Annotated in this window: 22 protein-coding genes; 13 read left to right on the top strand and 9 right to left on the bottom strand. The window is 56.5% G+C overall.

Translation table 11 applies throughout. The annotated features are described in order from the left end of the window. Positions 1–47 precede the first annotated feature (47 nt). Positions 48–1,268: a beta-ketoacyl-ACP synthase I gene (gene fabB / locus N5923_RS06380; protein WP_267142187.1), complete on the top strand. Its 1,221-nt coding sequence runs from the start codon at positions 48–50 to the stop codon at positions 1,266–1,268. 44 nt (positions 1,269–1,312) lie between these two features. Here fabB and N5923_RS06375 read toward each other — a convergent pair whose 3' ends face one another. Genes N5923_RS06375 through N5923_RS06350 form a run of 6 tightly spaced genes read right to left on the bottom strand, consistent with a single transcriptional unit; the run spans position 1,313 to position 8,044 of the window. Continuing rightward, a complete protein-coding gene (locus tag N5923_RS06375) occupies positions 1,313–1,927 on the bottom strand; it encodes a KpsF/GutQ family sugar-phosphate isomerase (RefSeq protein ID WP_267142186.1) in 615 nt (204 codons plus the stop codon). Then, positions 1,924–3,561, bottom strand: coding sequence for an FGGY-family carbohydrate kinase (locus tag N5923_RS06370; protein WP_267142185.1), 1,638 nt, complete (start codon positions 3,559–3,561; stop codon positions 1,924–1,926). The genes N5923_RS06375 and N5923_RS06370 overlap by 4 nt, the downstream gene beginning before the upstream one ends. 18 nt (positions 3,562–3,579) lie before the next feature. After that, on the bottom strand, positions 3,580–4,533 hold the full coding sequence (locus N5923_RS06365) for an ABC transporter permease (RefSeq protein ID WP_267142184.1): 954 nt from the start codon (positions 4,531–4,533) through the stop codon (positions 3,580–3,582). Position 4,534: 1 nt separating this feature from the next. Beyond that, positions 4,535–5,521, bottom strand: coding sequence for an ABC transporter permease (locus N5923_RS06360; RefSeq protein WP_267142183.1), 987 nt, complete (start codon positions 5,519–5,521; stop codon positions 4,535–4,537). Next, on the bottom strand, positions 5,514–7,013 hold the full coding sequence (locus N5923_RS06355) for a sugar ABC transporter ATP-binding protein (protein ID WP_267142182.1): 1,500 nt from the start codon (positions 7,011–7,013) through the stop codon (positions 5,514–5,516). Before N5923_RS06355 ends, N5923_RS06360 begins: the two co-directional genes overlap by 8 nt. Positions 7,014–7,057: 44 nt before the next feature. Further along, entirely contained in the window at positions 7,058–8,044 is a 987-nt protein-coding gene (locus tag N5923_RS06350) for an autoinducer 2 ABC transporter substrate-binding protein (protein WP_267142181.1), read from the bottom strand. Between the two features lie 553 nt (positions 8,045–8,597). On the opposite strand from N5923_RS06350, the gene N5923_RS06345 reads away from it, so the two are divergent. Next, positions 8,598–9,776, top strand: coding sequence for an MFS transporter (locus tag N5923_RS06345; protein WP_267142180.1), 1,179 nt, complete (start codon positions 8,598–8,600; stop codon positions 9,774–9,776). Here the strand turns inward: N5923_RS06345 and pdxR are convergent. Continuing rightward, positions 9,770–11,191 carry a MocR-like pyridoxine biosynthesis transcription factor PdxR gene (gene pdxR, locus N5923_RS06340; RefSeq protein ID WP_267142245.1) on the bottom strand — a complete coding sequence of 474 codons (1,422 nt, stop codon included), beginning with the start codon at positions 11,189–11,191 and terminating at the stop codon, positions 9,770–9,772. The genes N5923_RS06345 and pdxR overlap by 7 nt on opposite strands. A gap of 96 nt (positions 11,192–11,287) precedes the next feature. On the opposite strand from pdxR, the gene N5923_RS06335 reads away from it, so the two are divergent. Further along, the gene (locus N5923_RS06335; protein ID WP_267142179.1) at positions 11,288–11,740 is read left to right on the top strand and encodes a rhodanese-like domain-containing protein; all 453 of its coding nucleotides are present in this window, start codon (positions 11,288–11,290) and stop codon (positions 11,738–11,740) included. Position 11,741: 1 nt separating this feature from the next. Here N5923_RS06335 and flk read toward each other — a convergent pair whose 3' ends face one another. After that, complete coding sequence (flk, locus tag N5923_RS06330) at positions 11,742–12,782, bottom strand: flagella biosynthesis regulator Flk (RefSeq protein ID WP_267142178.1); 1,041 nt, start codon at positions 12,780–12,782, stop codon at positions 11,742–11,744. A 102-nt stretch (positions 12,783–12,884) separates the two neighbouring features. After that, a complete protein-coding gene (locus N5923_RS06325; protein ID WP_267142177.1) occupies positions 12,885–13,796 on the bottom strand; it encodes a DMT family transporter in 912 nt (303 codons plus the stop codon). 112 nt (positions 13,797–13,908) lie between these two features. Here N5923_RS06325 and N5923_RS06320 point away from each other — a divergent pair, with 112 nt between their 5' ends. The 10 genes from N5923_RS06320 (at position 13,909) to purF (ending at position 24,030) form a co-directional block, all read left to right on the top strand. Next, the gene (locus N5923_RS06320; RefSeq protein ID WP_267142176.1) at positions 13,909–14,694 is read left to right on the top strand and encodes an AraC family transcriptional regulator; all 786 of its coding nucleotides are present in this window, start codon (positions 13,909–13,911) and stop codon (positions 14,692–14,694) included. A gap of 67 nt (positions 14,695–14,761) precedes the next feature. After that, on the top strand, positions 14,762–15,898 hold the full coding sequence (gene pdxB, locus N5923_RS06315; protein ID WP_407704399.1) for a 4-phosphoerythronate dehydrogenase PdxB: 1,137 nt from the start codon (positions 14,762–14,764) through the stop codon (positions 15,896–15,898). Positions 15,899–16,042: 144 nt separating this feature from the next. Continuing rightward, positions 16,043–17,053: an aspartate-semialdehyde dehydrogenase gene (locus N5923_RS06310; protein ID WP_267142175.1), complete on the top strand. Its 1,011-nt coding sequence runs from the start codon at positions 16,043–16,045 to the stop codon at positions 17,051–17,053. After that, positions 17,053–17,865, top strand: a complete 813-nt coding sequence (truA, locus tag N5923_RS06305; protein WP_267142174.1) for a tRNA pseudouridine(38-40) synthase TruA — start codon at positions 17,053–17,055, stop codon at positions 17,863–17,865. Before N5923_RS06310 ends, truA begins: the two co-directional genes overlap by 1 nt. Before the next feature lie 27 nt (positions 17,866–17,892). Further along, entirely contained in the window at positions 17,893–18,552 is a 660-nt protein-coding gene (locus N5923_RS06300) for a DedA family protein (RefSeq protein WP_267142173.1), read from the top strand. Between the two features lie 154 nt (positions 18,553–18,706). Continuing rightward, on the top strand, positions 18,707–19,618 hold the full coding sequence (gene accD / locus N5923_RS06295) for an acetyl-CoA carboxylase, carboxyltransferase subunit beta (RefSeq protein WP_267142172.1): 912 nt from the start codon (positions 18,707–18,709) through the stop codon (positions 19,616–19,618). 83 nt (positions 19,619–19,701) lie between these two features. Next, positions 19,702–20,970: a bifunctional tetrahydrofolate synthase/dihydrofolate synthase gene (gene folC, locus N5923_RS06290; protein ID WP_267142171.1), complete on the top strand. Its 1,269-nt coding sequence runs from the start codon at positions 19,702–19,704 to the stop codon at positions 20,968–20,970. Next, positions 20,960–21,694: a cell division protein DedD gene (gene dedD, locus N5923_RS06285; RefSeq protein WP_267142170.1), complete on the top strand. Its 735-nt coding sequence runs from the start codon at positions 20,960–20,962 to the stop codon at positions 21,692–21,694. The genes folC and dedD overlap by 11 nt, the downstream gene beginning before the upstream one ends. A gap of 296 nt (positions 21,695–21,990) precedes the next feature. After that, positions 21,991–22,476, top strand: coding sequence for a colicin V production protein (cvpA, locus tag N5923_RS06280; RefSeq protein WP_017803401.1), 486 nt, complete (start codon positions 21,991–21,993; stop codon positions 22,474–22,476). A gap of 36 nt (positions 22,477–22,512) precedes the next feature. Then, on the top strand, positions 22,513–24,030 hold the full coding sequence (purF, locus tag N5923_RS06275; protein ID WP_267142169.1) for an amidophosphoribosyltransferase: 1,518 nt from the start codon (positions 22,513–22,515) through the stop codon (positions 24,028–24,030). Positions 24,031–24,094: the final 64 nt, after the last annotated feature.

Here is a 24,094-nt window from a genome sequence, read left to right as displayed (position 1 = left end):
GCTAGAGTGCTCGTCGTAACCTAATTTGAAGTGGAAGAGGTATTTGAATGAAACGTGCAGTGATTACTGGCTTAGGGATCGTTTCCAGCATTGGTAATAACCAGGAGGAAGTTCTGGCTTCTCTGCGTGAGGGGCGTTCGGGCATTACTTTCTCACAGGAGCTGAAAGATTCCGGCATGCGTAGTCACGTCTGGGGTAACGTTAAGCTGTCTAAAGACGAAATCTCCAGCCTCATTGACCGTAAAGTGTTGCGCTTTATGAGTGATGCATCAATCTACGCTTATATCTCCATGCTGGAAGCGATTAAAGATTCCGGCCTGACGGCAGAACAGTACCAGAGCAACCCGCGTGTGGGTCTGGTTGCCGGTTCTGGCGGCGGCTCCCCGTTCTATCAGGCAGCCAGCGTTGATGGTATGCGTGCCAAAGGCCTGCGCGGCGTTGGCCCGTATATGGTGACGAAAGCGATGGCATCCGGCGTCTCTGCCTGCCTGGCTACGCCGTTTAAAATCCACGGTGTGAACTACTCGATCAGCTCCGCTTGCGCCACTTCTGCCCACTGTATCGGTAACGCGGTAGAGCAGATCCAGCTGGGCAAACAGGATATCGTGTTTGCTGGCGGCGGCGAAGAGCTGTGCTGGGAAATGTCCTGTGAGTTCGACGCGATGGGCGCACTGTCGACGAAAAACAACGAATCACCAGAAAAAGCCTCCCGTACCTACGATGCAGGCCGTGATGGCTTTGTTATCGCTGGCGGCGGCGGTATGGTGGTGGTTGAAGAGCTGGAACATGCACTGGCGCGTGGCGCGCATATCTATGCTGAAGTGGTTGGCTACGGCGCGACCTCTGATGGCGCGGATATGGTTGCACCATCCGGTGAAGGTGCAGCACGTTGCATGCGTATGGCGATGGAAGGTGTTGATACCCCAATCGATTACCTGAACACCCACGGCACTTCCACCCCGGTGGGTGATGTGAAAGAACTGGGTGCGATTCGCGCGGTGTTTGGTGATACCACGCCAGCGATGTCCGCCACCAAAGCTATGACCGGTCACTCGCTGGGTGCGGCAGGCGTGCAGGAAGCGATCTACTCACTGTTGATGCTGGAAAACAGCTTTATTGCGCCAAGCATTAACATTGATGAGCTGGATCCGGCGGCTGAAGGTCTGAATATTGTGACCAAACCGACCGAGCAGCAGCTGAAGACCGTTATGTCGAACAGCTTCGGTTTTGGCGGCACCAACGCCACGCTGGTTATGCGTAAACTGTAGGGCGGTATTCTCGCCGCGCAGACGGGGGAGCCGCCATGGCTCCCCTACAAATCTCCCTTCCCCTCTCGCAACTGTTTACCCACATTACCCCCCGGATGTACCGCCAGTAACGTCGCCTGATCAAAGCCATTTTGTGTCATTAACGCCGTCATCATGGTGTCAAACAGCGCCAGCACGGTAATAATCGAAGTGGTCGCCAGCATACTGAGCGGGTCGATCTCCTGACTTTCAGGCATCAGCAATAACTGATCGGCGTTAAGCGCCAGAGCAGAAGCGGGATTTTCAGTCACTACCACCAGCCGCGTGCCCTTACTTTTTACCACTGGCAGCAGACGCGTCAGCTCATCGGAATTGCCACCGCGCGACAGCATAATCAGCAAGTCATCGGCGGTGAGAAAACCGATATCGCCATGGGCGGCATCGGTAGCATTCAGGTAAACGGCAGGGCACTCAATACAGGAAAACATATGCGCAATTTTACGCGCGGCGATGCCCGAGGTGCCAACGCCAGTCACCGCCACTTTGCCGCTACAATGCGCAATCAGCGCCAGCACCGCCAGCCATTGCTGGCGGTCGATATGCTGATCCAGCTGCGCCAGCGTGCGCGCATAGGTTTGCCAGCCCGCCTGCGCCTGCTGCCAGGCCTGTTCCGCACTCATTGATCCTCCTGCATCATTTGCCGGTATTTCATATGGTCGTGATACATCTCACGGAATATGCGGTATTTCCGGTCGTAATAACGTTTAATTTCATTCGTCTGCGGCGTCACGGTTTTGCCAATCCGGCTCATGGCGTTCATCGCTTCAGGCAGCGACTCATACACACCGGCCGCCACGGTGCCCATCATCGCGCCGCCGAGCAGCATCGCTTCACTCTCTTCCGGCAGCAGCATCGCACAGCCGGTGGCGTTGGCATGCTCCTGGACAAAAATCGGATTTTTGGTGCCGCCGCCGCTGGCCATAATGGTATCAATGCTGTAACCGCTCTGATTCATGGTTTCGATAATATGACGGGTGCCAAGGGCGATGGCCTGAATGGTGGCGAGGTAGTGCAGCGCCATATCATCCGGCGTGCGCGACAGTTTTAATCCGGTCAGAGTGCCGGTTAAAGTCGGGTTGGCGCGCGGCGAGCGGTTGCCGTGAAAGTAGGGCAGCATATGAATATCCCGCGACAGAAAGGCGATTTTCTCCGGTTCGCCAGCCAGCTTCCGCAGCCGCTCATTCAGCACTTCATAGATAGTTTTGCCGCGCGCACTGGCCTGCTGTAGCAGCGTGTCATAGCAGGGATGCGACTGGATCATATGGTCGATAAGCGCGCCGGTCGCCGACTGGCCGCCTTCATTGAGCCATAAATCCGGCAGCACCGCCGAATAGTAAGGTCCCCAGACGCCTTTAATAAAGCGCGGGCCTTGCGAGATCGCCATATGGCCGGTAGAGGTGCCGCCGATCAGCGCGATACGGCGGTCAAAGTCCGCATGTTCACCGGAAGGCCCGGAGGCGCCGAGCGTGCCAAGGCTGCCGGCATGGGCATCAATAATCGATACGCTGACCGCGGTGCCTGGCAGCAGGCCGAGTTCGCTGGCGGCGCGTTGCGTCAGGCCGCGCCCCAGTGGTTCGCCCATGGTTTTCACCTCGCGGCCAATTTTCTCCGCATCATGTTCCAGCAGATCTTCCAGTCCGATTTGGCGGAAATAGCTGTCGTCCCAGCGGTTCTCATGGCCCATATAGGTCCATTTACACACCGTCGAGCAGAGCGAGCGGGTCTCATCCTGGGTGGCGCGCCAGGTAAGAAAGTCCGGCAGGTCAAACAGATGGCCGATATTCTTCCAGGTATTCGGCATATGTTGTTTCAGCCACAGCAGTTTGGGCGTCTGCATCTCCGGCGAGATAATACCGCCGACATAATCCAGCACCGGATGCTGGCTGGCGTTGATGCGTTCGGCCTGCACAATCGCCCGGTGATCCATCCACACAATAATATTCTGCTCATCGCGTCCGGAGGGACTGATGGTCAGCGGCTTACCCTGCTTATCCAGCACCACCAGTGAGCAGGTGGCATCAAAACCCAGCCCCTTAATTTGCACCGGATTGATATTGCTCTGGTTGATGGCATCGCGTACCGCCTGGCATACCGCCAGCCAGATATTGTCGGAGGACTGTTCGACAAAATCGGCCTGCGGACGATAAATTTCAATTGTACGGCTGGCCTGGCCCATCATACGGCCGGTGATATCAAAGATGCCTGCGCGTGCGCTTCCGGTGCCAACGTCAATGCCAATGTAATAACTCGCCATCTGTTATCCCTCGAAAATTTAGCTTCTGCGATTCTGAAGTGCGATAAACAGAATCAGCACCGCACCCCATAATGCCATGGTCAGATAACTGCTTACGCCGAGTAAATTGAGCCCGCTCTCCAGCATCTGTAACACGATTAGCGCCAGCACCAGGCTAATAATGCGGCCAAAACCGCCGTCGGGATTAATCCCGCCGAGTACCGACGCCAGAATGGTGATCAGCAGCCAGGACTCGCCATAACCCGCTTTTGCCGAGTTAAACATCGCCATCATTAACAGTGCCGCCACCCAGCTCAGCACCGCGGAGAGAATATAGACGGTAATCTGCACCCGATGCGTGTTGACGCCGCTGAAGCGGGTGGCCTGTTCATTGGAACCCATCAGATAGATGCTGCGGCCGAGGGTGGTTTTTTCCAACAGCACCCACAACAGTAAAGCGACCAGCAGAAACAGCAGCATGGCGACCGGAATACCGAACAGATCGCCATTGCCGAGAAACTGGATCAGCGGTGGAAAGCCGGAAATTACCGTGCCATTGGAGAGTAAAATATTCAGCCCGCCAATCAGTGTCATAGTGCCGAGCGTCGCCAGAATCGGCGACACGCCAATGACCGCGATCAGCAAGCCGTTAAGCGCGCCGATAGCCATCGCCAGCAGTAAGCCGGCCAGCAGCGCCAGCAGCAGAAACAGCGGCTGGTCAGGATGGGCGACGATAATCGCCGCCATTAGCAGCGAGCAGGCATTGGCGCTGGCAATAATCGACAGATTAATACCGCCGGTCAGCATGGTCAGCCCCATTCCCAGCGCCAGCATGCCGAGCACCGGTAACTGTGTGGCGATCGACTGGAAATTGCCGAGGCTGAAGAAGCGCGCGCCAAGGGTTAACGAGAACAGCGCCAGCACCACTGCAATCATCACCAGCTGCAAACGGATAATACGATCGGCGGGTAAAATGCGCGTTAAGGTGGTCATATTACAATCCTCTCGCCAGTTTGCGTTTTTCGTTCCACGCCGTGGCGCTGACGCTAACCAGAATGATCAGGCCGCTAAAGACCATATGCCAGTAGGATGACACCGCCAGCAGGGTCAGGCCGTTCTGTAAAAAGGCCAGCAGCAGAACGCCGAGCAGGGTGCCGGTCAGCGAGCCGCGTCCGCCAGTCATACTGGTACCGCCCAGTACCACTGCCGCCAGCACCGTCAGTTCATAGCCGACCAGTGAGTTAGGCGCTACCGACTGGGTGATTTGCGCCTGTACCACCGCCGCAATCCCGGCCAGCAACCCCATATAGCCGTAGACATAAAAATGCAGCGCCATCAGGTTAATGCCGAGGCGTGACGCCGATTCGCGGTTGCCGCCCATGGCATAAATCTGGCGTCCAGGTCGGGTGTAGTTCATCAGTACGCCGGTAAGAATAAATACTGCCAGCAGGCAGAGCAGCGGCAGGGTGATGCCATACTCGTAGCCATCGGGAGCGGTAAATGACAGCCAGTTGATGCCATTCATAAACCACTCGGGAAAGCCGTACAGCCAGGTGCCCTGGGTAAACCACACCAGCAGACCGTAAAACAGATTCAGGGTGGCGATGGTAATAATGATCGCCGGAACCCGCAGCATATAGACCAGAAAACCGTTAAACAGCCCGAGCAGCAAACCGCAGACCATCGACAGGGCAAACGCCAGCAGGAAATTGCCGCCGTGAGCGATCATATAACTGGCCATCACGTACTGGGCGATGGCGGTCATCGCCGGAAACGAGATATCAATACCGCCGGCAATCAGCACCACAAACAGTCCGCAGGCGAGAATGCCGAGAATGGCGTAGCTGGTGGCGACATCGGTAAGATTACCCAGCGTCATAAACTCTGCGGTGCGCAGGCTGAGAAACACCGCCAGCAGCAGGATCAGCAGCCCGAGCCAGAATTCGTGATAAGTCATTAAATGGCGCAGTCGCTTATTCATTTACCACCCCGGCAATCTGTTGTTGCTCACTGTTATGCGGCGCAAAGCTGGCGACCAGCTGCCCTTTGCGCATCACCAGCACACGATGGCTGTTGAAATACGCCTCCGGGATCTCGTCACAGATCATCAGCACCGCCATACCGCTCTCCGCCAGGCTGCGCGCGATGCGGTAGATGCCTTCTTTATTGGCGATATCAACGCCAACGGTGGGCGAGTCGAGGATCAGCAGACGTGGCGCGGTCGCCACCCACTTGGCAATCGCAATTCGCTGGGCGTTGCCGCCAGAGAGGGTTTGCACCGGCAGCTGGCTGTCGGAGACTTTAATATTCAGCTCGCGGATCAGCGTGGCGACGGTATCGCGTGCTTTCTGCTGATTAAGCAGGCCAAGAGGCGTGCGCAGGCGGTTAAAAATCGCCACCAGCGTATTATCAAAAATCGACTGCTGCATAATCAGCCCCTGGCTTTGCCGGTCTTCTGAGACGTAAGCAATACCATGGGCGATGGCGTCGCGGTTGCTGCGCAGTTTGACGGTTTTACCGTCCAGCAGAATTTCGCCGCTGTCGGGCTGGGTCATGCCGAACAGCGACAGGCAGAGTTCGGTGCGTCCGGCGCCCAGCAGACCGACGATCGAGGTGATTTCGCCATTGCGCAGTTGCAGATTGATATCCTGATACTGCCCGGCGCGCGACAGATGGCGCAGCTCCAGCCGCGGGGTTTCACTGTTGTCGGCCAGCTGCGGCAGATGGCTAAAGGTAAAGCGCTGGCCGGTCATCAGGAACGCCAGCTCGTCGCTATTCAGTTCGCTGGCAGGCCAGGTGCCTGCCAGCTTGCCGTCGCGCATCACACTGATATGGTCGGCCACTTCCATCACTTCATCCAGCTTATGACTGACAAACACCACGCAGATCCCGGCGGCTTTCAGTTCATTAACCACCCGCAGCAAACCATTGACCTCAACACGGGTCAGCGAAGCGGTTGGCTCATCCATAATCACCAGGCTGGCATCGGCGGCCAGCGCCCGACAGATAGCCACCAGTTGGCGGTCAGCAATCGACAGCTTCTCCACTTTGCGCTGCGGGTTGAGGCGGATACCGATACGCGCCATGGTTTCCAGCGCCAGTTTGCGCATCGCCGAACGCTTGACCCAGAAGCTGTTGCCAGGCAGCAGACGATAGGCGGCAATATTCTCAGCGACACTCAGATTGGGAAACAGCGACAGATCCTGATAAATCACCTGCACGCCGTACCCTGCCGAGAGTTGTGGCGAAAGGTGGTGAAACAGCTTCCCGTCCACCGTGATCTGCGCGCCTTTATCGGCCTGATACACGCCGGAGATAATCTTGATCAGCGTGCTTTTGCCACAGCCGTTTTGTCCCGCCAGGCAATGCACCTCGCCTTTTCTTAGCGTCAGCGAGATATTGTCCAGCGCCTTTACGCCGGGGAAGGTTTTGCTGATTTTTTCCAGCGTGATAAAGACATCTTGCGTTGCCATCGCCGCATTCCTCTCAGGGGGCCGAATGCATCGGCCCGGATTTTTTAAAAACCTAAAGACTTGGCATTGTCTTTGGTCACTTCGAGAATGCGGTTAAAGCGAATCACGTGATGCTCTGTATCCACATCCGCTTTGCCAAAGCCCTCGATGGTGAAATCTTTATCAACCTGCTTGCCGTCGAGCAGCTGATCGGCGAGGGCCACCAGCGCAAAACCGGCGTCCTTCAGATCCCACAGCAGTACTTTCTTAATATCACCACTGGTGAGATAAGGCGCGGCCTGTGCTGGCATCGCGATACCGACGACGGCGATTTTGTTTTTCGCCCGTTTACTTTTCACTGCCTGACCGGCGCCAATCGGACCCAGCGAGCCGAAGCCAATAATGCCTTTCAGGTCCGGGTAAGTGCGCATCAGGTCGAGCGTGGTGGCGTAGGATTTATCGATACTTTCCGCCACTGGCAGACGTGAGGTGACTTCATGCATTTCCGGGTATTTTTCTTTCTGATATTTGATCGCCGCATCGGCCCATGCATTGTGCAGCGGCACAGTCAGCGAGCCGACATAGATGGCATAGCCGCCTTTATTACCCATCGCCGCCGCTAACTCATCCATATTTTTTTGCGCGTATTTTTCGCTATCAATGGTTTCCACATCCCACTGTGCAATCGGCTGATCCGGTGACTCGTGGGTCAGCACCACGATGCCCTGCGCGCGGGCTTTTTTCAGCACTGGCTCCAGCACTTTGGCGTCATTGGGCACCACGATGATGGCGTTGACTTTTTTGGCAATCAAATCTTCGATCACTTTGACCTGCTGGGCTGGATCGGGGGTCGAGCCGCCGACCTGATAAGCGTTAACGTCGAACTTTTTCGCGGCCTCGTTAACGCCCACTTCCATGCGTGAGAACCATGGAATGCCGGTCACTTTGGCTACCACGGCGATATCATGCTTTTCCGCTGAGTAAGAAGGGGTTGATAACAGCATGCATGCCGAAACCACACATGCATTGAGTAATGCGAGGTTAAATTTCATAGCAGTACCTTTGTCGTAGGGCCTTGTTATAGGTGTTGGTGACGACCAACTTATTGTCGGGGCAGGGCAGATATCCCGCCTGTCAAGATAGCAACCGGCTAAACGGAAAATGGTGGGATTTGACGTGAAATGTGATCGCTGACTTTTTATGTTAATTTTAATAAATAATAGTGTTAATTATTTGTGCATATCAATATTTATGAAGGAATAATCCGCCATATTTATGTTATTAAAATGTTAATTCAAGTTTATTGTGATGTGTTTGATTAACAATCATGTAAAGTCCATGCGACGATTAGCTTCTTTTTACCGCTTACGCTGACCGCCGGGTGATTCGGCTGTCCAGTTTTGCGAGATATCGCGCATTTTTTCCGCATTATGCAGTGCCTGAGGGGGCATAAAAGCGTTATCTGCCTACGTAATTTAATTACATTCCACCTTTTAACCGCCGCAGCCTCAGATATTGGCACAAAATAGTCATTATTTTTATATTTAAAACATCCATTCCATAATATAGTCCTGATATTACGCAAGTCAGGGAGAGTCGTGACCGATGTCCAGTTCAGAAAGCATTGCCACTGCGGTAAACAATACCCCGTCGCTGGCCCGTATCGTTTTTTCGGCATTTTTAACTTATCTGACCGTCGGTTTGCCGCTGCCGGTAATCCCGCTGTATGTCCATCATGAACTCGGTCTGAACAATGTGATGGTCGGTGTGGCGGTCGGGATTCAGTTTCTGGCGACGCTGCTGACCCGTGGCTATGCCGGGCGGCAGGCCGATCAGCGCGGCGCCAGACGCACCACGTTGCAGGGGATGGGTTCCTGCGCGCTGGCCGGTTTTGCTTATCTGCTGGCGGCGCTGTTGCCGGTGGATGTGATGGCAAAATTTGGTCTGCTGGTGGCTGGTCGTCTGATCCTCGGTTTTGGCGAAAGTCAGCTGCTGACCGGTAATCTGACCTGGGGGATGGGATTAGTCGGACCAAAACGATCCGGCCAGGTGATGTCATGGAACGGTATGGCGATTTATGGCGCGCTGGCGATTGGCGCACCGCTGGGATTGATGCTTAACAGCCGCTGGGGTTTTGTCGCGCTGGGCGTCAGCACCATGCTGCTGCCGCTCTGTGCATTGCTGTTTAGCTTTTGCGTGCGCGCGGTGCCGACCCATCAGGGGGAGCGTCCGTCGCTATGGCGGGTGGTGGGACAGATCTGGCAGCCCGGGCTTGGCCTGGCGCTCCAGGGCGTTGGTTTTGCAGTGATCGGCACCTTTGTCTCGCTCTATTTTGCTGCGCAAAACTGGGGTAACGCCGGTTTTGCGCTGACGGCATTTGGCCTGTCATTTGTGCTGATCCGCGTGCTGTTTGGCTGGATGCCGGATCGCTTTGGCGGCGTGCGCGTGGCGATGATTTCGCTGGCGGTTGAAGCCTGTGGTCTGCTGCTGCTTGGCAGTGCGCCTGGTGCGATGCTGGCGCTGCTCGGCGCGGCGCTGACTGGCTGCGGCTGTTCACTGGTGTTCCCGGCGCTGGGCGTTGAAGTGATCAAACGGGTGGCGCCGCAGGTGCGCGGCACGGCGCTGGGCGGCTACTCGGCTTTCCAGGATATCGCTTACGGTATCAGTGGCCCGTTAACCGGTGTGCTGGCGACCTCAGCGGGTTATGGCGCGGTGTTTATCGCCGGCGCGGCAGCGGCGGCCAGCGGTATGGTACTGACGTTGCTGTTTTTTCGTGGTCAGTAAGGGAGCCGCGCCAGCTTATCGACAGCCTGAATAATCTCCGTGCGCGTCAGCGCGGAGAAACCTAAAATCCAGCCAGGCTGCGCGGTCAGCGCTGAGCTGTACAGCGGTGATAAACGTGGCAGTAACAGTCCCCGTGACGCCCCCTCCGCGCTAAGCTGCGCCTCATTTCCCTGCGCCAGTGTTACCGTCAGTTGCAGACCGCCATGGCTCGCCATCGGTAGCAGACGATCGCCCAGTTTCTGTTCCAGTTCTGCCAGCAGCAGATCGCGACGACTGTGATACAGCTGGCGCATCAGGCGCAGATGCGCGGCAAAATGGCCCTGGTCGATAAAGTCAGCGGTAATCGCCTGCGGCAGCTGGGCGCTGTGGCCGTCAGTCACACTGCGCAGACGGCGCAGCGGCTCAATTAACCCCGGCGGCGCCACCAGATAAGCTAGCCGCAATGACGGAAACAGCACTTTGGAAAAGGTGCCGAGATAGATTACCCGCCCGGTGCGATCCAGTCCCTGCATGGCGGGCATCGGCTGATCGCCATAGTAAAACTCACTGTCATAATCATCCTCAATCAGCCAGCTCTGTTGCGTGGCGGCAACGTTCAGCCACTGCAAACGCCGCGGCAGGCTCATGGTCACGCCAGTCGGATACTGATGGGATGGCGTGAGATACACCAGCTTTGGCGCGCCTGTCGCCAGCTGAGCGCCTTCCCGGTCAACACTCAGTGGCGTAAGCCGGGCGCCTGCGGCGATAAAAGCATTGCGCGCCCCGGCATAGCAGGGATCTTCCAGCCAGACCTGATCGCCCGCATCCAGCAGCAGCAAAGAGAGCATCTGTAATGCCTGCTGGGAACTGGTCAGAATCATCACCTGTTCCGCATCACAATGCACACCGCGCGACTGCGCCAGATAGCGCGCTACTACCGCGCGCAGCGGAGCGTAACCCTGCGCATCGCCATAACGCATCAGCGCTTCACCATGCTGGCGCTGCTGACTGGCGCTGATTCGGCGCCAGAGGCCATGCGGAAAAGCGCGTAACTCCGGCGAACCGGCGGCAAAAGCATGCGGGAACAGGGGATCCTGACAGCCGCCGGTGGCGACAATCTGCTGGCCACGCAGGGAAAGTGGAGCATTGAGCGTGGCAGCGGGTGGGCGTTTTTCCGCCGGAGTCATGGTAATGGCGACAAAGGTGCCCTGGCCGATTTTGCGTTGCAGATAGCCTTCGCTCTCCAGCTGGCTGTAGGCTGCCTCCACCGTCACGCGCGATAAACCGAGGTCGGCGGCCATCAGACGTGAGGACGGCAGCCGTTGCCCGCTTTGCAGGGTGCCGTCGGCAATCGCCTGCCGCAGCGTTGCGCTTAACCGTTCGCGGCGTGTTTGTGCCTGTTGTGAGGCAAATAGCGTAATGAGCGGGGTGGTGATTACTGGCATAATCGGTCTTATCTGAAGTGCGGAATGGGTATCAAGTGTAAGACCGATTTGTCGTATTATCGACTAAAATCATCTGAGGAGATCACTATGTCGTCATTATCATCCGCTCTGGCTTTTCCGCCACCCCCAGCCGCTGACAGCGCCGAATGGTTACGGCAAAAGCTGGCGTATTATGCTGATGCCTGGGATCTGGCAGAGGATCTGGCGCGTGGTATTGAGGATATTGTGGTGATCGATGCCCGCTCGCCAGAGGCATATCGCCGCGCGCATATCTGCGGGGCGATCAGTTTTCCCCATCGGCTGATGAGCGCAGAGAGCCTTGCCAGCCTGGATCGCAGTAAAGTCTATATCACCTATTGCGACGGTATTGGCTGTAATGGCTCAACAAAAGGGGCGTGGAAGCTGGCGACGGCCGGATTGCAGGTAAAGGAGCTGATCGGCGGGCTGGATTTCTGGCAGCGTGATAATCATCCGCTGGCCACGGGTGACGAACCGGGCAGCTGGCCGCAAGCGACCACGCTGAACGACTGCGGCTGTTAAATCAGAGAACTATCCACAGCAGCACAATCACCAGCACCACCACCGCAAAAGCGGTAAACGCAGGGCGGTTGGCCAGCGGTAGCAGCACCGAAGGTATCGAGCCAGCCAGCGGATTATAAATTGGCCGCGGGTTGATTTCGCTATCCGCCAGCGGCTGTTCCAGCACTTTATCGGCACGACGCGCAAACAGATAATTCAGTACATCCTGTACCTGCGCGGCGGTGAGGATCATTTGCGGCGTTGCCTGGAAGCGCTGCTGGCTGTACTGTTCCAGCATCTGATGCTCCGTATGGCTTGGCGGCTGCTTCAGCGCGGTCTCCAGCATGGTCAGCGTCGGTGCGCTGTGCAGGCTTAAGGTCTGGCTGGCCTGCAAATATTGTGTCAGCAGCGGGAAGTGGCGTGACGGAATCGGATCGCCGCTCTTCAGGCTGATTAACTGCAGCATCGATGCCCAGATTTTAACCGGCTGTTCGCCGGTGGCCGCCGCCAGTCGGGCGACCTGCTGATTAAGGCTGTGGTGCTCGGCGGGTAGCAGCGTGCGGTCGGTGGTGCTGCTGCGTTGCAACTGCGGGATCGCCAGCTGACCGTTCTGCAACATCGTCAGTACCTGACGCATCTGATCCTGCGTCAGCGAGCTTAGTACCGTATGACCAAACTGCTGACGAATAAAGTCACTGACGGCCTGACGGTTATTACCCTGTGGCAGCAAATCGGTCAGCTGCTGAAACAGCTGACGGGTTGAATGGGTATTCTGCACCTGTGCAAGGCGGGTATTCAGAAACTGCTCAGCAGCCGGGAAGTGGCGCGACAGCAGTTCACCATCACTTTTTACCCCCACCTCATGACGCAATCCCGCCCAGATCTCTGCGGATTTCAGCGGGCTGATCGACATGATACGCACGATCAGGCGCTCCAGCGTGGTGCGCTGAGCGGGCGACAACGGTTGATCGCTTGCGCCGCCTGGACGTTGCTGACCTGGTTGTGTCGCTAATGCGGCACGATCGCCGGGAAGCGGCGCACCTGGGCCACTGATAGGTTGCATGGCGTAATCCTTCAAACAGGTCAACATCCGGGGCGCGCCGGAACAGGATAGTAATCCGCTATGATAACAATCCCGTGGCTGAATCGGTAGAGGCCAGCAAAATTAACTGCCGCCTTCTGCTGACGGAGACGTGGCCGGTTTGGTACGGCGCAGTGGCGTGCGCAGACGCTGCGCCAGTAACACGCCAGCCAGCGTGATGCCGCCGCCGATATAGTGATAGCTGGACAGCGATTCATGCAGAAACAGGACGGCAATCAGTGCGGTAAAGATCGGCGTCAGGTTCATAAACATCGAGGTGGTATTCGCGCCGATACGATGCACGCCTTCGATCCACAGGAATGGCGCAATAATCGAGGCCGGAATACCGGCAAAGACCACCAGCGGAATATTATGCAATGTCAGGGAGATATCCCGGGCGGCGAGAAACTCTGGTGCCAGCAGCAGCACGCCAAACACGATCTGCATATACAGACTCTGCCAGCGCGGCAGCGGGATCGCCCAGCGTTTGGTGAGCACACCGTACAGCGCATAAGAGGTTGAGGCGGCAAACATCATCAGTTCACCACTGCCGAGACCGTGACTGAGCAGTGACCGGGGATCTCCCTCGCTGACCAGCCAGACCAGCCCGCCAAACGACAGCATACTGCCGAGCAAAATCCCCACCGTCGGCGCCAGTCGCAGCAACAGCAGACTGATTAATACGGTAAGCAACGGGATCAGCGCGCCAATAATCCCCATAAAAGTGGCGCTGACGCTGTGCGCGGCATAGTAGGCGAGGCTCTGATACAGCACCATGCCCAGCAGACCGAGCACTGACAGTTTCCAGCCGTGCTGTTTAATCTGGTGACGGTTCCGCCAGACCCCCGGCAATACAAACGGCGTCAGAGTCAGCAGCGCCAGCACCCAGCGATAGAAGGAGATCGCGGCCGGATCGATCGCCGTGGCTGATAATTTGCTTACTACCGCGTTAATCGACCAGATCAGCACGGCAAACAGGGGAAACAGGAAATTCATGGTGGGGTTCTTCTCACTTTTGATATGCAGTCACGCTGTCCGTGCAGTGTACGCTTGTCGGCTTTTCTTAATATAGTTAAAATCAGACAATATTAATCGCGGAGCGGACAGAATGACTCAACAGGTGACCTATCAGGAGCCGCTGCATGCCAGGGATGCGCCTTTTTTCTTTCGCTATGAACTCGCCAATGCCAGAACCGAGTATCTGCCGCATGCCCATTGCTGGGGACAGGTGATTTTTGTCAAAAGCAATGTGCTGGAGATGATAGTGGAAGAGCAACGACTGCTGACACCAGCGGAATTCCCTATCTGGATCCCGCCAGGTAAGCAGCATGCCAGCTATAACAATAAGCAGGCGAACTTCCGCACCTTTAATATCGCCGCTGAATTCTGCCAGGGAATGCCGGACAAAGCCTGCCTGCTGAAATCGGGGCCGATTATTAAGGCGATTATCGATGACTGCGCGCAGCGTCAGCTGCTGGTGCCACAGGCCAGCGCCGATATCCGCTTATGCGAGGTGCTGCTCGATCAGCTGCGCAACGCAGAAGTGCAGGAGAGCTATTTACCCCGTTCGCAGGATAAGTATCTGGCGCCGGTGTTGCAGGCGCTGGAGCGGAATCCGGCCGATAACACCACGCTGGCGCAGTGGGCGCAGCGGGTTTATACCACCGAACGCACGCTGTCACGCCGTTGTCAGGCGCTGCTCGGTATGTCGTTTAGCGAATGGCGTCAGCGCCTGCGCTTTCTGCATGCCATCGCTAAATTGCAGCAGGGGATGTCGGTGCAGAATGTGGCGCTGGATCTCGGCTACAGCTCCTCTTCAGCGCTGATCGTGATGTTTCAGCAGCAGAGCGGGATGACGCCGGAGCGTTATCGCCAGCGGCTGGGCCAGGCGTAACTCTGTATCGGACGGCGACAATATGGCAGAATATTGCCCCTCACTCTGTGAATGCAGGAAATGATGCGTGAAAATCCTCGTAGATGAAAATATGCCCTACGCCCGCGAGCTGTTCAGCCGCACCGGCGATGTGGTGGCGGTACCCGGACGTCCGATCCCTGAAGCCGAGCTGAACGATGCCGATGGTCTGATGGTGCGTTCGGTCACTAAAGTGAACGCCGCGCTGCTCAATGGCAAAGCGGTAAAATTTGTTGGCACCGCTACGGCCGGAACCGACCATATCGATGAAGATTTTCTCGCTGCACAGGGCATTGCCTTTTCGGCGGCACCAGGCTGCAACGCCATTGCAGTAGTGGAGTATGTCTTCTCTGCACTGTTACTGCTGGCCGAACGCGACGGTTTTCAGCTGACCGATCGTACCGTGGGGATTGTCGGCGTCGGTAATGTCGGCAGTCGCTTGCAGGCGCGGCTGGAGGCCTGGGGCGTACGCACCCTGTTATGCGATCCACCTCGCGCCGATCGCGGCGACGCCGGAGAATTCCACACGCTGGATCAACTGGTGGCTGAAGCCGATATCCTCACTTTCCATACCCCGCTGTTTAAAGATGGCGTGTATAAGACCCTGCATCTGGCTGATGCCGCGCTGTTGCAGGCGTTAAAACCCAATACCATTCTGATTAACGCCTGCCGCGGTGAAGTGGTGGATAACAGTGCGCTGCTGGCGGTACTGGATCAGCGCGACGATCTGAGTGTGGTGCTGGATGTCTGGGAGCCGGAACCGGAATTGTCGCTGCCGCTGCTGGCGAAAGTCGATATCGGCACCGCCCATATCGCCGGCTACACCCTGGAAGGGAAAGCGCGTGGCACCACCCAGGTGTTTGAGGCCTGGACACAGTTTATTGGCCAGGCGCAGCAGGTCGCGCTGGAAACGCTGTTACCGGCGCCGGAGTTTGGTCGCATTACGCTGCATGGCGCGTTAAATCAGGCAACGCTGAAACGTTTGGTGCATCTGGTGTATGATGTGCGCCGCGATGACGCGCCACTGCGTCATGTCGCCGCGATTGCCGGGGAATTTGACCGGTTACGCAAGAATTATCAGGAGCGTCGCGAATGGTCGTCGCTGTATGTGCAGTGCGATAACGCTGAAGCCGCTGAAATGCTGACGAAGCTCGGTTTTAATGCGGTGCATCAGCCATTGCGTTGATCAAGCGAGCGGCGAGAACGCCGCCCCTGGACCCTTTTCACGTAGGGGCGGCGTTCTCGCCGCCCGTGCTGCGGAAAAATCTGAATCAACGGGCGGTGTCATCACCGCCTTCTGTTTTTGTGTCATTGTCTGGAGTAAACCAACATGTCTGACGGCTGGAATATTGCGCTTTTGGGCGCAACAGGCGCAGTAGGGAACGCTTTACTGGAATTACTGGCTGAACGCCAGTTCCCGGTTGGTGAATTATATTTGCTGGCCAGCGAGCGCAGCGCAGGTGAAAACAAGCGTTTTGAAGGCCGAACGCTGCTGGTCAATGACGCCGCGGATTTTGACTGGTCGCAGGCGCAGCTGGCGTTTTTCGTTGCCGGCCGCGAAGCTTCCGCACGTTACGCCGAAGAGGCCGCCAGTGCCGGATGCCTGGTGATCGACAGCAGCGATCTGTTTGCGCTCGATCCGGATGTACCGTTAGTGGTGGCGGATGTTAATCCGCAGGTGTTAGCCGATTATCGTAACCGCAATATTATCAGCGTGGCCGACAGCCTGACCAGCCAGCTGCTGTGCGCGATTAAACCACTGGTCGGGCAGGCCGGTCTCAGTCGTCTGCAGGTGACCAATCTGTTGTCAGCCTCGTCGCATGGCAAAGCAGGAGTGGATTCGCTGGCCGGTGAAAGCGCACGTCTGCTTAACGGTCTGCCGGCGGAAGATCACTATTTTGGTCGCCAGCTGGCGTTCAATATGCTGCCATTGCTGGCAGACAGTGAAGGCAGCGTGATGCAGGAGCGACGCCTGGTCGATCAGGTGCGCAAAGTGATGCAGGACGAAGGTTTGCCGGTTGCCGTCAGCTGTGTGCAGTCCCCGGTGTTTTACGGTAATGCGCAGATCGTGCATATGGAAGGCCTGCGTCCGCTGTCAGCGGAAGAGGCACGTGATGAACTGGCGCGTGCTGACGATATCGTGCTGTCTGAAGACGATAATTATCCGACTCAGGTTGGCGACGCCTCTGGTAACGATCAGCTGAATCTCGGTTGCCTGCGCAATGACTATGGTGTGCCGGAAATGTTGCAGTTCTGGTCGGTGGCCGACAATATTCGCTTCGGCGGCGCGCTGATGGCGGTTAAAACTGCCGAGAAGCTGGTGCAGGAGTATCTGTACTGATGTCTGAAGGGGCTTTGCCGCACACCACTAAACTGGCGCTCGGCGTGGAATATGATGGCAGCCGCTATTACGGCTGGCAGCGGCAGCAGGAGGTGCGCAGCGTGCAGGCGCGCCTTGAGCAGGCGCTGTCGAAGGTGGCGGATCATCCGGTCAGTGTGTTCTGCGCCGGACGTACTGATGCCGGAGTACATGGCACCGGCCAGGTGGTGCATTTTGAAACCACCGCCGCACGTAAAGATGCCGCCTGGACGCTGGGCGTAAATGCCAATCTGCCGGATGATATCGCCGTGCGCTGGGTGAAACAGGTGCCCGATGAGTTTCACGCGCGTTTCAGCGCCACTGCGCGCCGCTATCGTTATATCATCTACAACCAGCGGCTGCGTCCGGCGATTTTAGGCGCGGGGGTGACGCATTTTTATCATCCGCTGGATGCAGAGAAAATGCAGCGCGCCGGGCAGTGTCTGATTGGCGAAAATGACTTTACCTCATTTCGCGCCGTGCAGTGCCAGTCGCGCACGCCATGGCGCAACGTGATGCATCTGAATGTGACACGTTATGGCAGTTATATCGTGGTGGATATTAAGGCCAACGCCTTTGTTCACCATATGGTGCGCAATATTACAGGCAGTCTGATGGAAATTGGTTGCGGCAATCAGCATGAAGGCTGGATGGCTGAACTGCTGGCGGCGAAGGATCGCACTCTGGCCGCGGCAACCGCGAAAGCGGAAGGGTTGTATCTGGTTGCCGTCGATTATCCTGATTATTTTGCCTTACCACGACCGCCGATGGGACCGCTGTTCCTCGTCGATTAAACTGAGCTGAAGGGTTTAGGGAGAGTTATGGATTTAATTCGTTTTGTTGTCGATTTTATCCTGCACATTGATGTTCATCTGGCGGAGCTGGTGGCGCAATACGGTATCTGGATATACGCCATTCTGTTTTTGATTCTGTTCTGTGAAACCGGATTAGTGGTGACGCCGTTCCTGCCTGGCGACTCGCTGCTGTTTGTCGCGGGCGCACTGGCTGCGTTGCCAGGCAACGATCTGAATGTCCATCTGATGGTCGCGCTGCTGGTGATTGCGGCGATCCTCGGCGATGCGGTGAATTACACCATCGGCAGGCTGTTTGGTGAACGGCTGTTCAGTAATCCGAACTCAAAAATCTTCCGTCGCAGTTATCTGGATAAAACCCATGCGTTCTATGCGCGTCATGGCGGAAAAACCATTATCCTCGCGCGTTTCGTGCCGATTGTGCGGACTTTTGCGCCATTTGTTGCCGGTATGGGCCATATGTCCTATCGTCACTTTGCGCTGTTTAACGTTAGCGGCGCACTGTTGTGGGTATTGCTGTTCTCCTATGCAGGCTATCTGTTCGGTGACTTACCGATCGTGCAGGAGAACCTGAAATTACTGATTGTGGCGATTATCGTGGTGTCGATTCTGCCGGGTGTGATTGAAGTGATCCGCCATCGTCGCGCCGCACGTCAGCAGAAACAATAACGCTTAAAAAACCCTCACTGAGCCGGACGGACCAGATTTCTATCCACAGCGCCGGCAGGTTATGGTTTAATGAGCCACATTTACGGCCTGCTGAAGTCGCTTTCAGCAGCAACAAGAAAACTGGTTTCACCAGGTTCAAACAGAAAGGTCATCAATGAGCTGGATTGAACGAATTCTCAACAAGAGCACCATCACCCCTTCACGCAAGGCAAGTATTCCTGAAGGGGTTTGGACAAAGTGTGACAGCTGTGGTCAGGTTCTCTACCGCGCCGAGCTGGAACGCAATCTGGAAGTCTGCCCGAAATGCGATCACCATATGCGTATGCATGGACGCGATCGTCTGCACAGTTTACTGGACGAAGGTTCGCTGGTAGAGCTGGGTAGCGAGCTGGAGCCAAAAGATCTGCTCAAGTTCCGGGATTCAAAAAAATATAAAGATCGTCTGACTGCTGCACAGAAAGATACCGGCGAGAAAGATGCACTGATCGTGATGAAGGGGACGCTGCATGGTAACCCGGTTGTCGCAGCGGCCTTTGAGTTCTCCTTTATGGGCGGCTCTATGGGTTCCGTGGTCGGTGCGCGCTTTGTGCGTGCAGTGGAACAGGCGCTGGAAGATAACTGCCCGATGATCTGTTTTTCGGCCAGTGGCGGCGCGCGTATGCAGGAAGCGTTGCAGTCGCTGATGCAGATGGCGAAAACCAGCGCAGCGCTGGCAAAACTGCAGGAACGCGGTCTGCCGTATATTTCGGTACTGACTGACCCGACCATGGGTGGCGTTTCCGCCAGCTTTGCGATGCTGGGCGATCTGAATATCGCGGAGCCAAAAGCGCTGATCGGCTTTGCCGGCCCGCGTGTTATTGAGCAGACCGTGCGTGAAAAACTGCCGCCGGGCTTCCAGCGCAGTGAGTTCCTGATCGAGAAAGGCGCGATTGATATGATCGTGCGTCGTCCGGAACTGCGTCTGAAGCTGGCCAGCATCCTCGCGAAATTGATGAATCTGCCACAGCCGCAGCCAGATGTGGAAGAGGTTGCCGCTGAGGCCTCCTCCGAGAACCACGAGGCCTGACAGATGATGGAGAGGTGCAGTGTTTGTCGATACGGCGATGCTGTACCTTTCACCAATGAACCGTAACGTTGTGAACGGGACACATGGATAATCTTCACCTTCCTCAAGCCACGTCGCCTTTGGCCACGTGGCTTTATTATCTTGAGCATTTACATGCTCAGGCTATCGAACTCGGGCTGGATCGTGTTCAGCGCGTCGCGCAACAACTCGACCTGTTAAAACCCGCGCCAGTGGTGTTTACCGTGGCCGGTACTAACGGCAAAGGCACCACCTGCCGTACCCTCGAAACTCTGCTGATGGCTGCGGGCTATCGCGTTGGCGTTTACAGCTCGCCGCACCTGGTGCGTTATACCGAGCGCGTGCGTATTCAGGGTGCTGAGCTGGCTGAGTCGGCGCATACCGCCAGTTTTGCCGCTATCGAAGCCGGGCGTGGCGCGACCTCCTTAACCTATTTTGAGTATGGCACCCTGTCGGCATTGATGCTGTTTAAGCAGGCGGCGCTGGATGTGGTGATTCTCGAAGTCGGGCTGGGCGGGCGTCTGGACGCTACCAATATTGTCGATGCCGATGTGGCGGTGATCACCAGCATTGCCCTCGACCATACCGACTGGCTGGGGCCGGATCGTGAAAGCATTGGCCGTGAAAAAGCGGGTGTGTTTCGTGGTGGTAAACCGGCAGTGGTCGGTGAGCCGGAAATGCCGCAGTCGATTGCGCAAGTTGCCGCCGATCTCGGCGCTCACTTGTTGCAGCGCGATCGTGACTGGCACTATACGCGGGAAAGCGACAGCTGGACCTTTAGTGATAGTCATGGCAGCCTGGCCAATCTGCCGTTGCCGCAGGTGCCGTTGCCGAATGCCGCCACTGCTTTAGCCGCGCTGCGCGCGTCGACGCTCACGGTGGATGAAACCCTGATCCGCACCTGGCTGGATAAAGCGATTTTGCCGGGGCGTTTTCAGACCGTCGCCACTGAGCCGCGCGTTATCCTTGATGTGGCCCATAACCCCCATGCTGCCAGCTATCTTGCCGGTCGTCTGGCGGAATTGCCGCAGCAGGGCAAAGTCCATGCGGTGGTCGGCATGCTGCATGATAAAGATATTGCCGGAACCCTTGCGTGTTTACTGCCGCAGGTGGATAACTGGTACTGCGCGCCACTCGAAGGGCCACGCGGTGCAACTGCCGCGCAGCTGATGGTGCATCTGCCAGAGGCGCAGGGCTTTGCCAGCGTAACCGAGGCCTGGCAGGCGGCGCTTCAGCAGGCGCAGAAACACGATATTGTGCTGGTGTGCGGGTCGTTCCACACCGTGGCACAGGTAATGGAAGCGATGGAAACGGAGAACGGAAGTGGCAAGTAAGTTTCAGAACCGTTTAGTCGGAACCGTAATTCTGGTCGCCGTGGGCGTAATTGTGTTACCCGGTCTGCTGGACGGCAAGAAAAAGCACTACAAAGAGGAGTTCGCGGCGATCCCGCTGGTGCCAAAACCGGATGATCAGCAGGATACCGATATGGTGCCGCCGGTCAGTCAGTCATTACCGGCCCAGCCGCCAGAAGGCGCGGGCGATGCAGTAGGTGGCGACAGTGACGAGGTTTCGCAACCGGCGGACAACGGTGCGACCATGCCGCAAAGTCACAGCCAGCCGACGGTGGTTTCGCCGCCGCCGATGCAGCCTTCGCAACCGCAGGCCCAGCCGAAACCGCAGCCACAGCCAAAACCGGTAACGCCGCCGAAGCCGAAGCCGGTCGAGCAGCCTAAACCACAGCCGCAGCCGAAACCGGTTGAGCAACCGAAACCGGAAGCAAAACCGGAAACGAAGCCGCAGGAGCAGGCGCCGGGCGGTCAGGCGTATGTGGTGCAGCTGGGCGCGCTGAAAAACGCCAGCAAAGTGAATGAGATTGTCGCGCAGCTGCGTTTGTCGGGGTATCGTGCTTATACCGTGCCATCAACGCCGGTGCAGGGCCAGATTACCCGCATTTACGTCGGCCCGGATGCCTCGAAAACGAAGATGCAGGCGGCCGTCGGTGAATTGCAGAGTATTTCCGGACTTGGCGGGGTAGTAAAACCCTATAGCGCGCGCTAACTAGTGGGGGCGTTCTCGCCGCCCGCGCAGATGATTTGCATCGTGCCCGTCATTTGGGCGGGAGCCGATAACGGCTCCCCTACGGTGTTCCGGATATCCCGGTTGTAGGGGCGGCGTACTCGCCGCCCGTGCAGATAATTTGCACTGCGAAATAGCTAACCAGAGGAGGCGATTGAGGTTTTTTTCATCGCCCCTTTTTATTTGGCCTGGCAAAGGAAAACGCTACGCAAACGTTTTCTTTTTCTGTTAGAATTCGCCCCGAACTGGATGCAGGGGCATTGTCACTGGAAGAGTTCATGGTCTGGATAGATTACGTCATTATTGCGGTTGTCGGTTTTTCGGCTCTGGTTAGCCTGATCCGCGGGTTTGTTCGGGAAGCATTATCTCTCGTCACCTGGGGATGCGCATTCTTTGTCGCCAGTCATTACTACTCCTTTCTTGCCGTCTGGTTCACAGGTTTTGAAGACGAACTGGTTCGCAATGGAATTGCCATTGGCATACTCTTTATCGCTACGCTGGTTGTGGGTGCGATAGTGAACTATGTGATTGGCTCCCTGGTCGAAAAGACCGGCCTGTCAGGTACCGACAGGGTGTTGGGCGTCTGTTTCGGGGCACTGCGTGGCGTACTGATTGTATCTGCTATGCTGTTCTTCCTCGATACGTTCACCGGGTTCTCAAAAAGCCCGGACTGGCAACAGTCCCAGCTGGTTCCCCAGTTCAGTTACATCATCAGGTGGTTCTTTGACTACCTGCAAAGCACGTCGAGTTTTTTACCCCGGTAATCGCACCGGGAGTGCGGCTTATGAGGATATGACAACATGTGCGGTATTGTCGGTATCACCGGTTTCGCGCCGGTAAACCAGTCGATTTATGACGCGTTAACGGTGCTTCAGCACCGTGGCCAGGATGCGGCAGGCATCGTTACCATCGATGCACTGAACTGCTTCCGTCTGCGTAAAGCCAACGGTCTGGTCAGCGATGTATTTGAAGCGCGTCATATGCAGCGTCTGCAGGGAAATATGGGTATCGGCCACGTCCGTTACCCGACCGCCGGAAGCTCCAGTGCTTCTGAAGCGCAACCCTTCTACGTTAACTCCCCTTACGGCATTACCCTTGCACATAACGGCAACCTGACTAACGCACATGAACTGCGTAAGCAGCTGTTTGAAAGCGGTCGTCGTCACGTCAACACCACATCTGATTCAGAAATTCTGCTGAATATCTTTGCGCAGGAACTGGATCGCTTCCAGCACTACCCGCTGGAAGCTGAAAACATTTTTGCAGCGGTGGCGGCAGTGCATCAGAAGGTGCGCGGTGCTTACGCTGTGGTATTAATGATTATCGGTCACGGCATGGTGGCTTTCCGCGATCCAAACGGCATCCGCCCGCTGGTAATCGGTAAGCGTGCGATGAACGATGGACGCGTTGAGTATATGGTGGCGTCAGAAAGCGTGGCGCTGGATACGCTGGGCTTTGAGTTCCTGCGCGATGTTGCGCCAGGCGAAGCGGTGTATATCACCGAAAAAGGCCAGCTCTCAACCCGTCAGTGCGCGGAAAACCCGAAAAGCAATCCGTGCCTGTTCGAGTATGTCTATTTTGCGCGTCCGGACTCCTTTATCGACAAAATCTCCGTCTACAGCGCCCGTGTTCGTATGGGCACCAAGCTGGGCGCCAAGATTGCGCGCGAATGGGAAGATCTGGATATCGATGTGGTGATTCCGATCCCGGAAACCTCTACGGATATCGCGCTGGAGATCGCCGGTATTCTGAATAAGCCTTATCGTCAGGGCTTTGTGAAGAATCGCTACGTCGGCCGTACCTTTATCATGCCGGGCCAGCTCCAGCGTCGCAGCGCGGTTCGCCGTAAGCTGAACGCTAACCGTGCGGAGTTCCGCGATAAGAACGTGCTGCTGGTGGATGACTCCATCGTCCGTGGCACCACTTCTGAGCAGATTATTGAGATGGCGCGTGAAGCTGGCGCGAAGAAAGTCTATCTGGCCTCTGCGGCGCCGGAAATTCGCTTCCCGAATGTGTATGGTATCGATATGCCAAGCGCCACCGAGCTGATTGCTCATGGTCGCGAAGTGGAAGAGATTCGCCAGATCATTGGCGCTGATGCGCTGATTTTCCAGGATCTTAGCGACCTGATTGACGCGGTGAGCGAAGAGAACCCGGATATCGTGCAGTTTGAGTGTTCAGTGTTTAACGGTATCTACGTCACCAAAGACGTTGATCAGCAGTACCTTGAATATCTCCAGTCGCTGCGTAATGACGATGCCAAAGCGATGGCGCGTCAGAATGAAGTGGAAAACCTTGAGATGCATAACGAAGGTTAATTTTGTACAGTTACAGGGGCGGCGCTCGCGCCGCCCTTTTTTTTGGCCTGCACCTTGCTCGCCA

This window comes from Winslowiella arboricola (assembly GCF_025527015.1).
Lineage (GTDB): Bacteria > Pseudomonadota > Gammaproteobacteria > Enterobacterales > Enterobacteriaceae > Erwinia > Erwinia arboricola.
The sequence above is the reverse complement of the archived record's forward strand: the minus strand, read 5'-3'. Positions and strand labels throughout refer to the sequence as shown.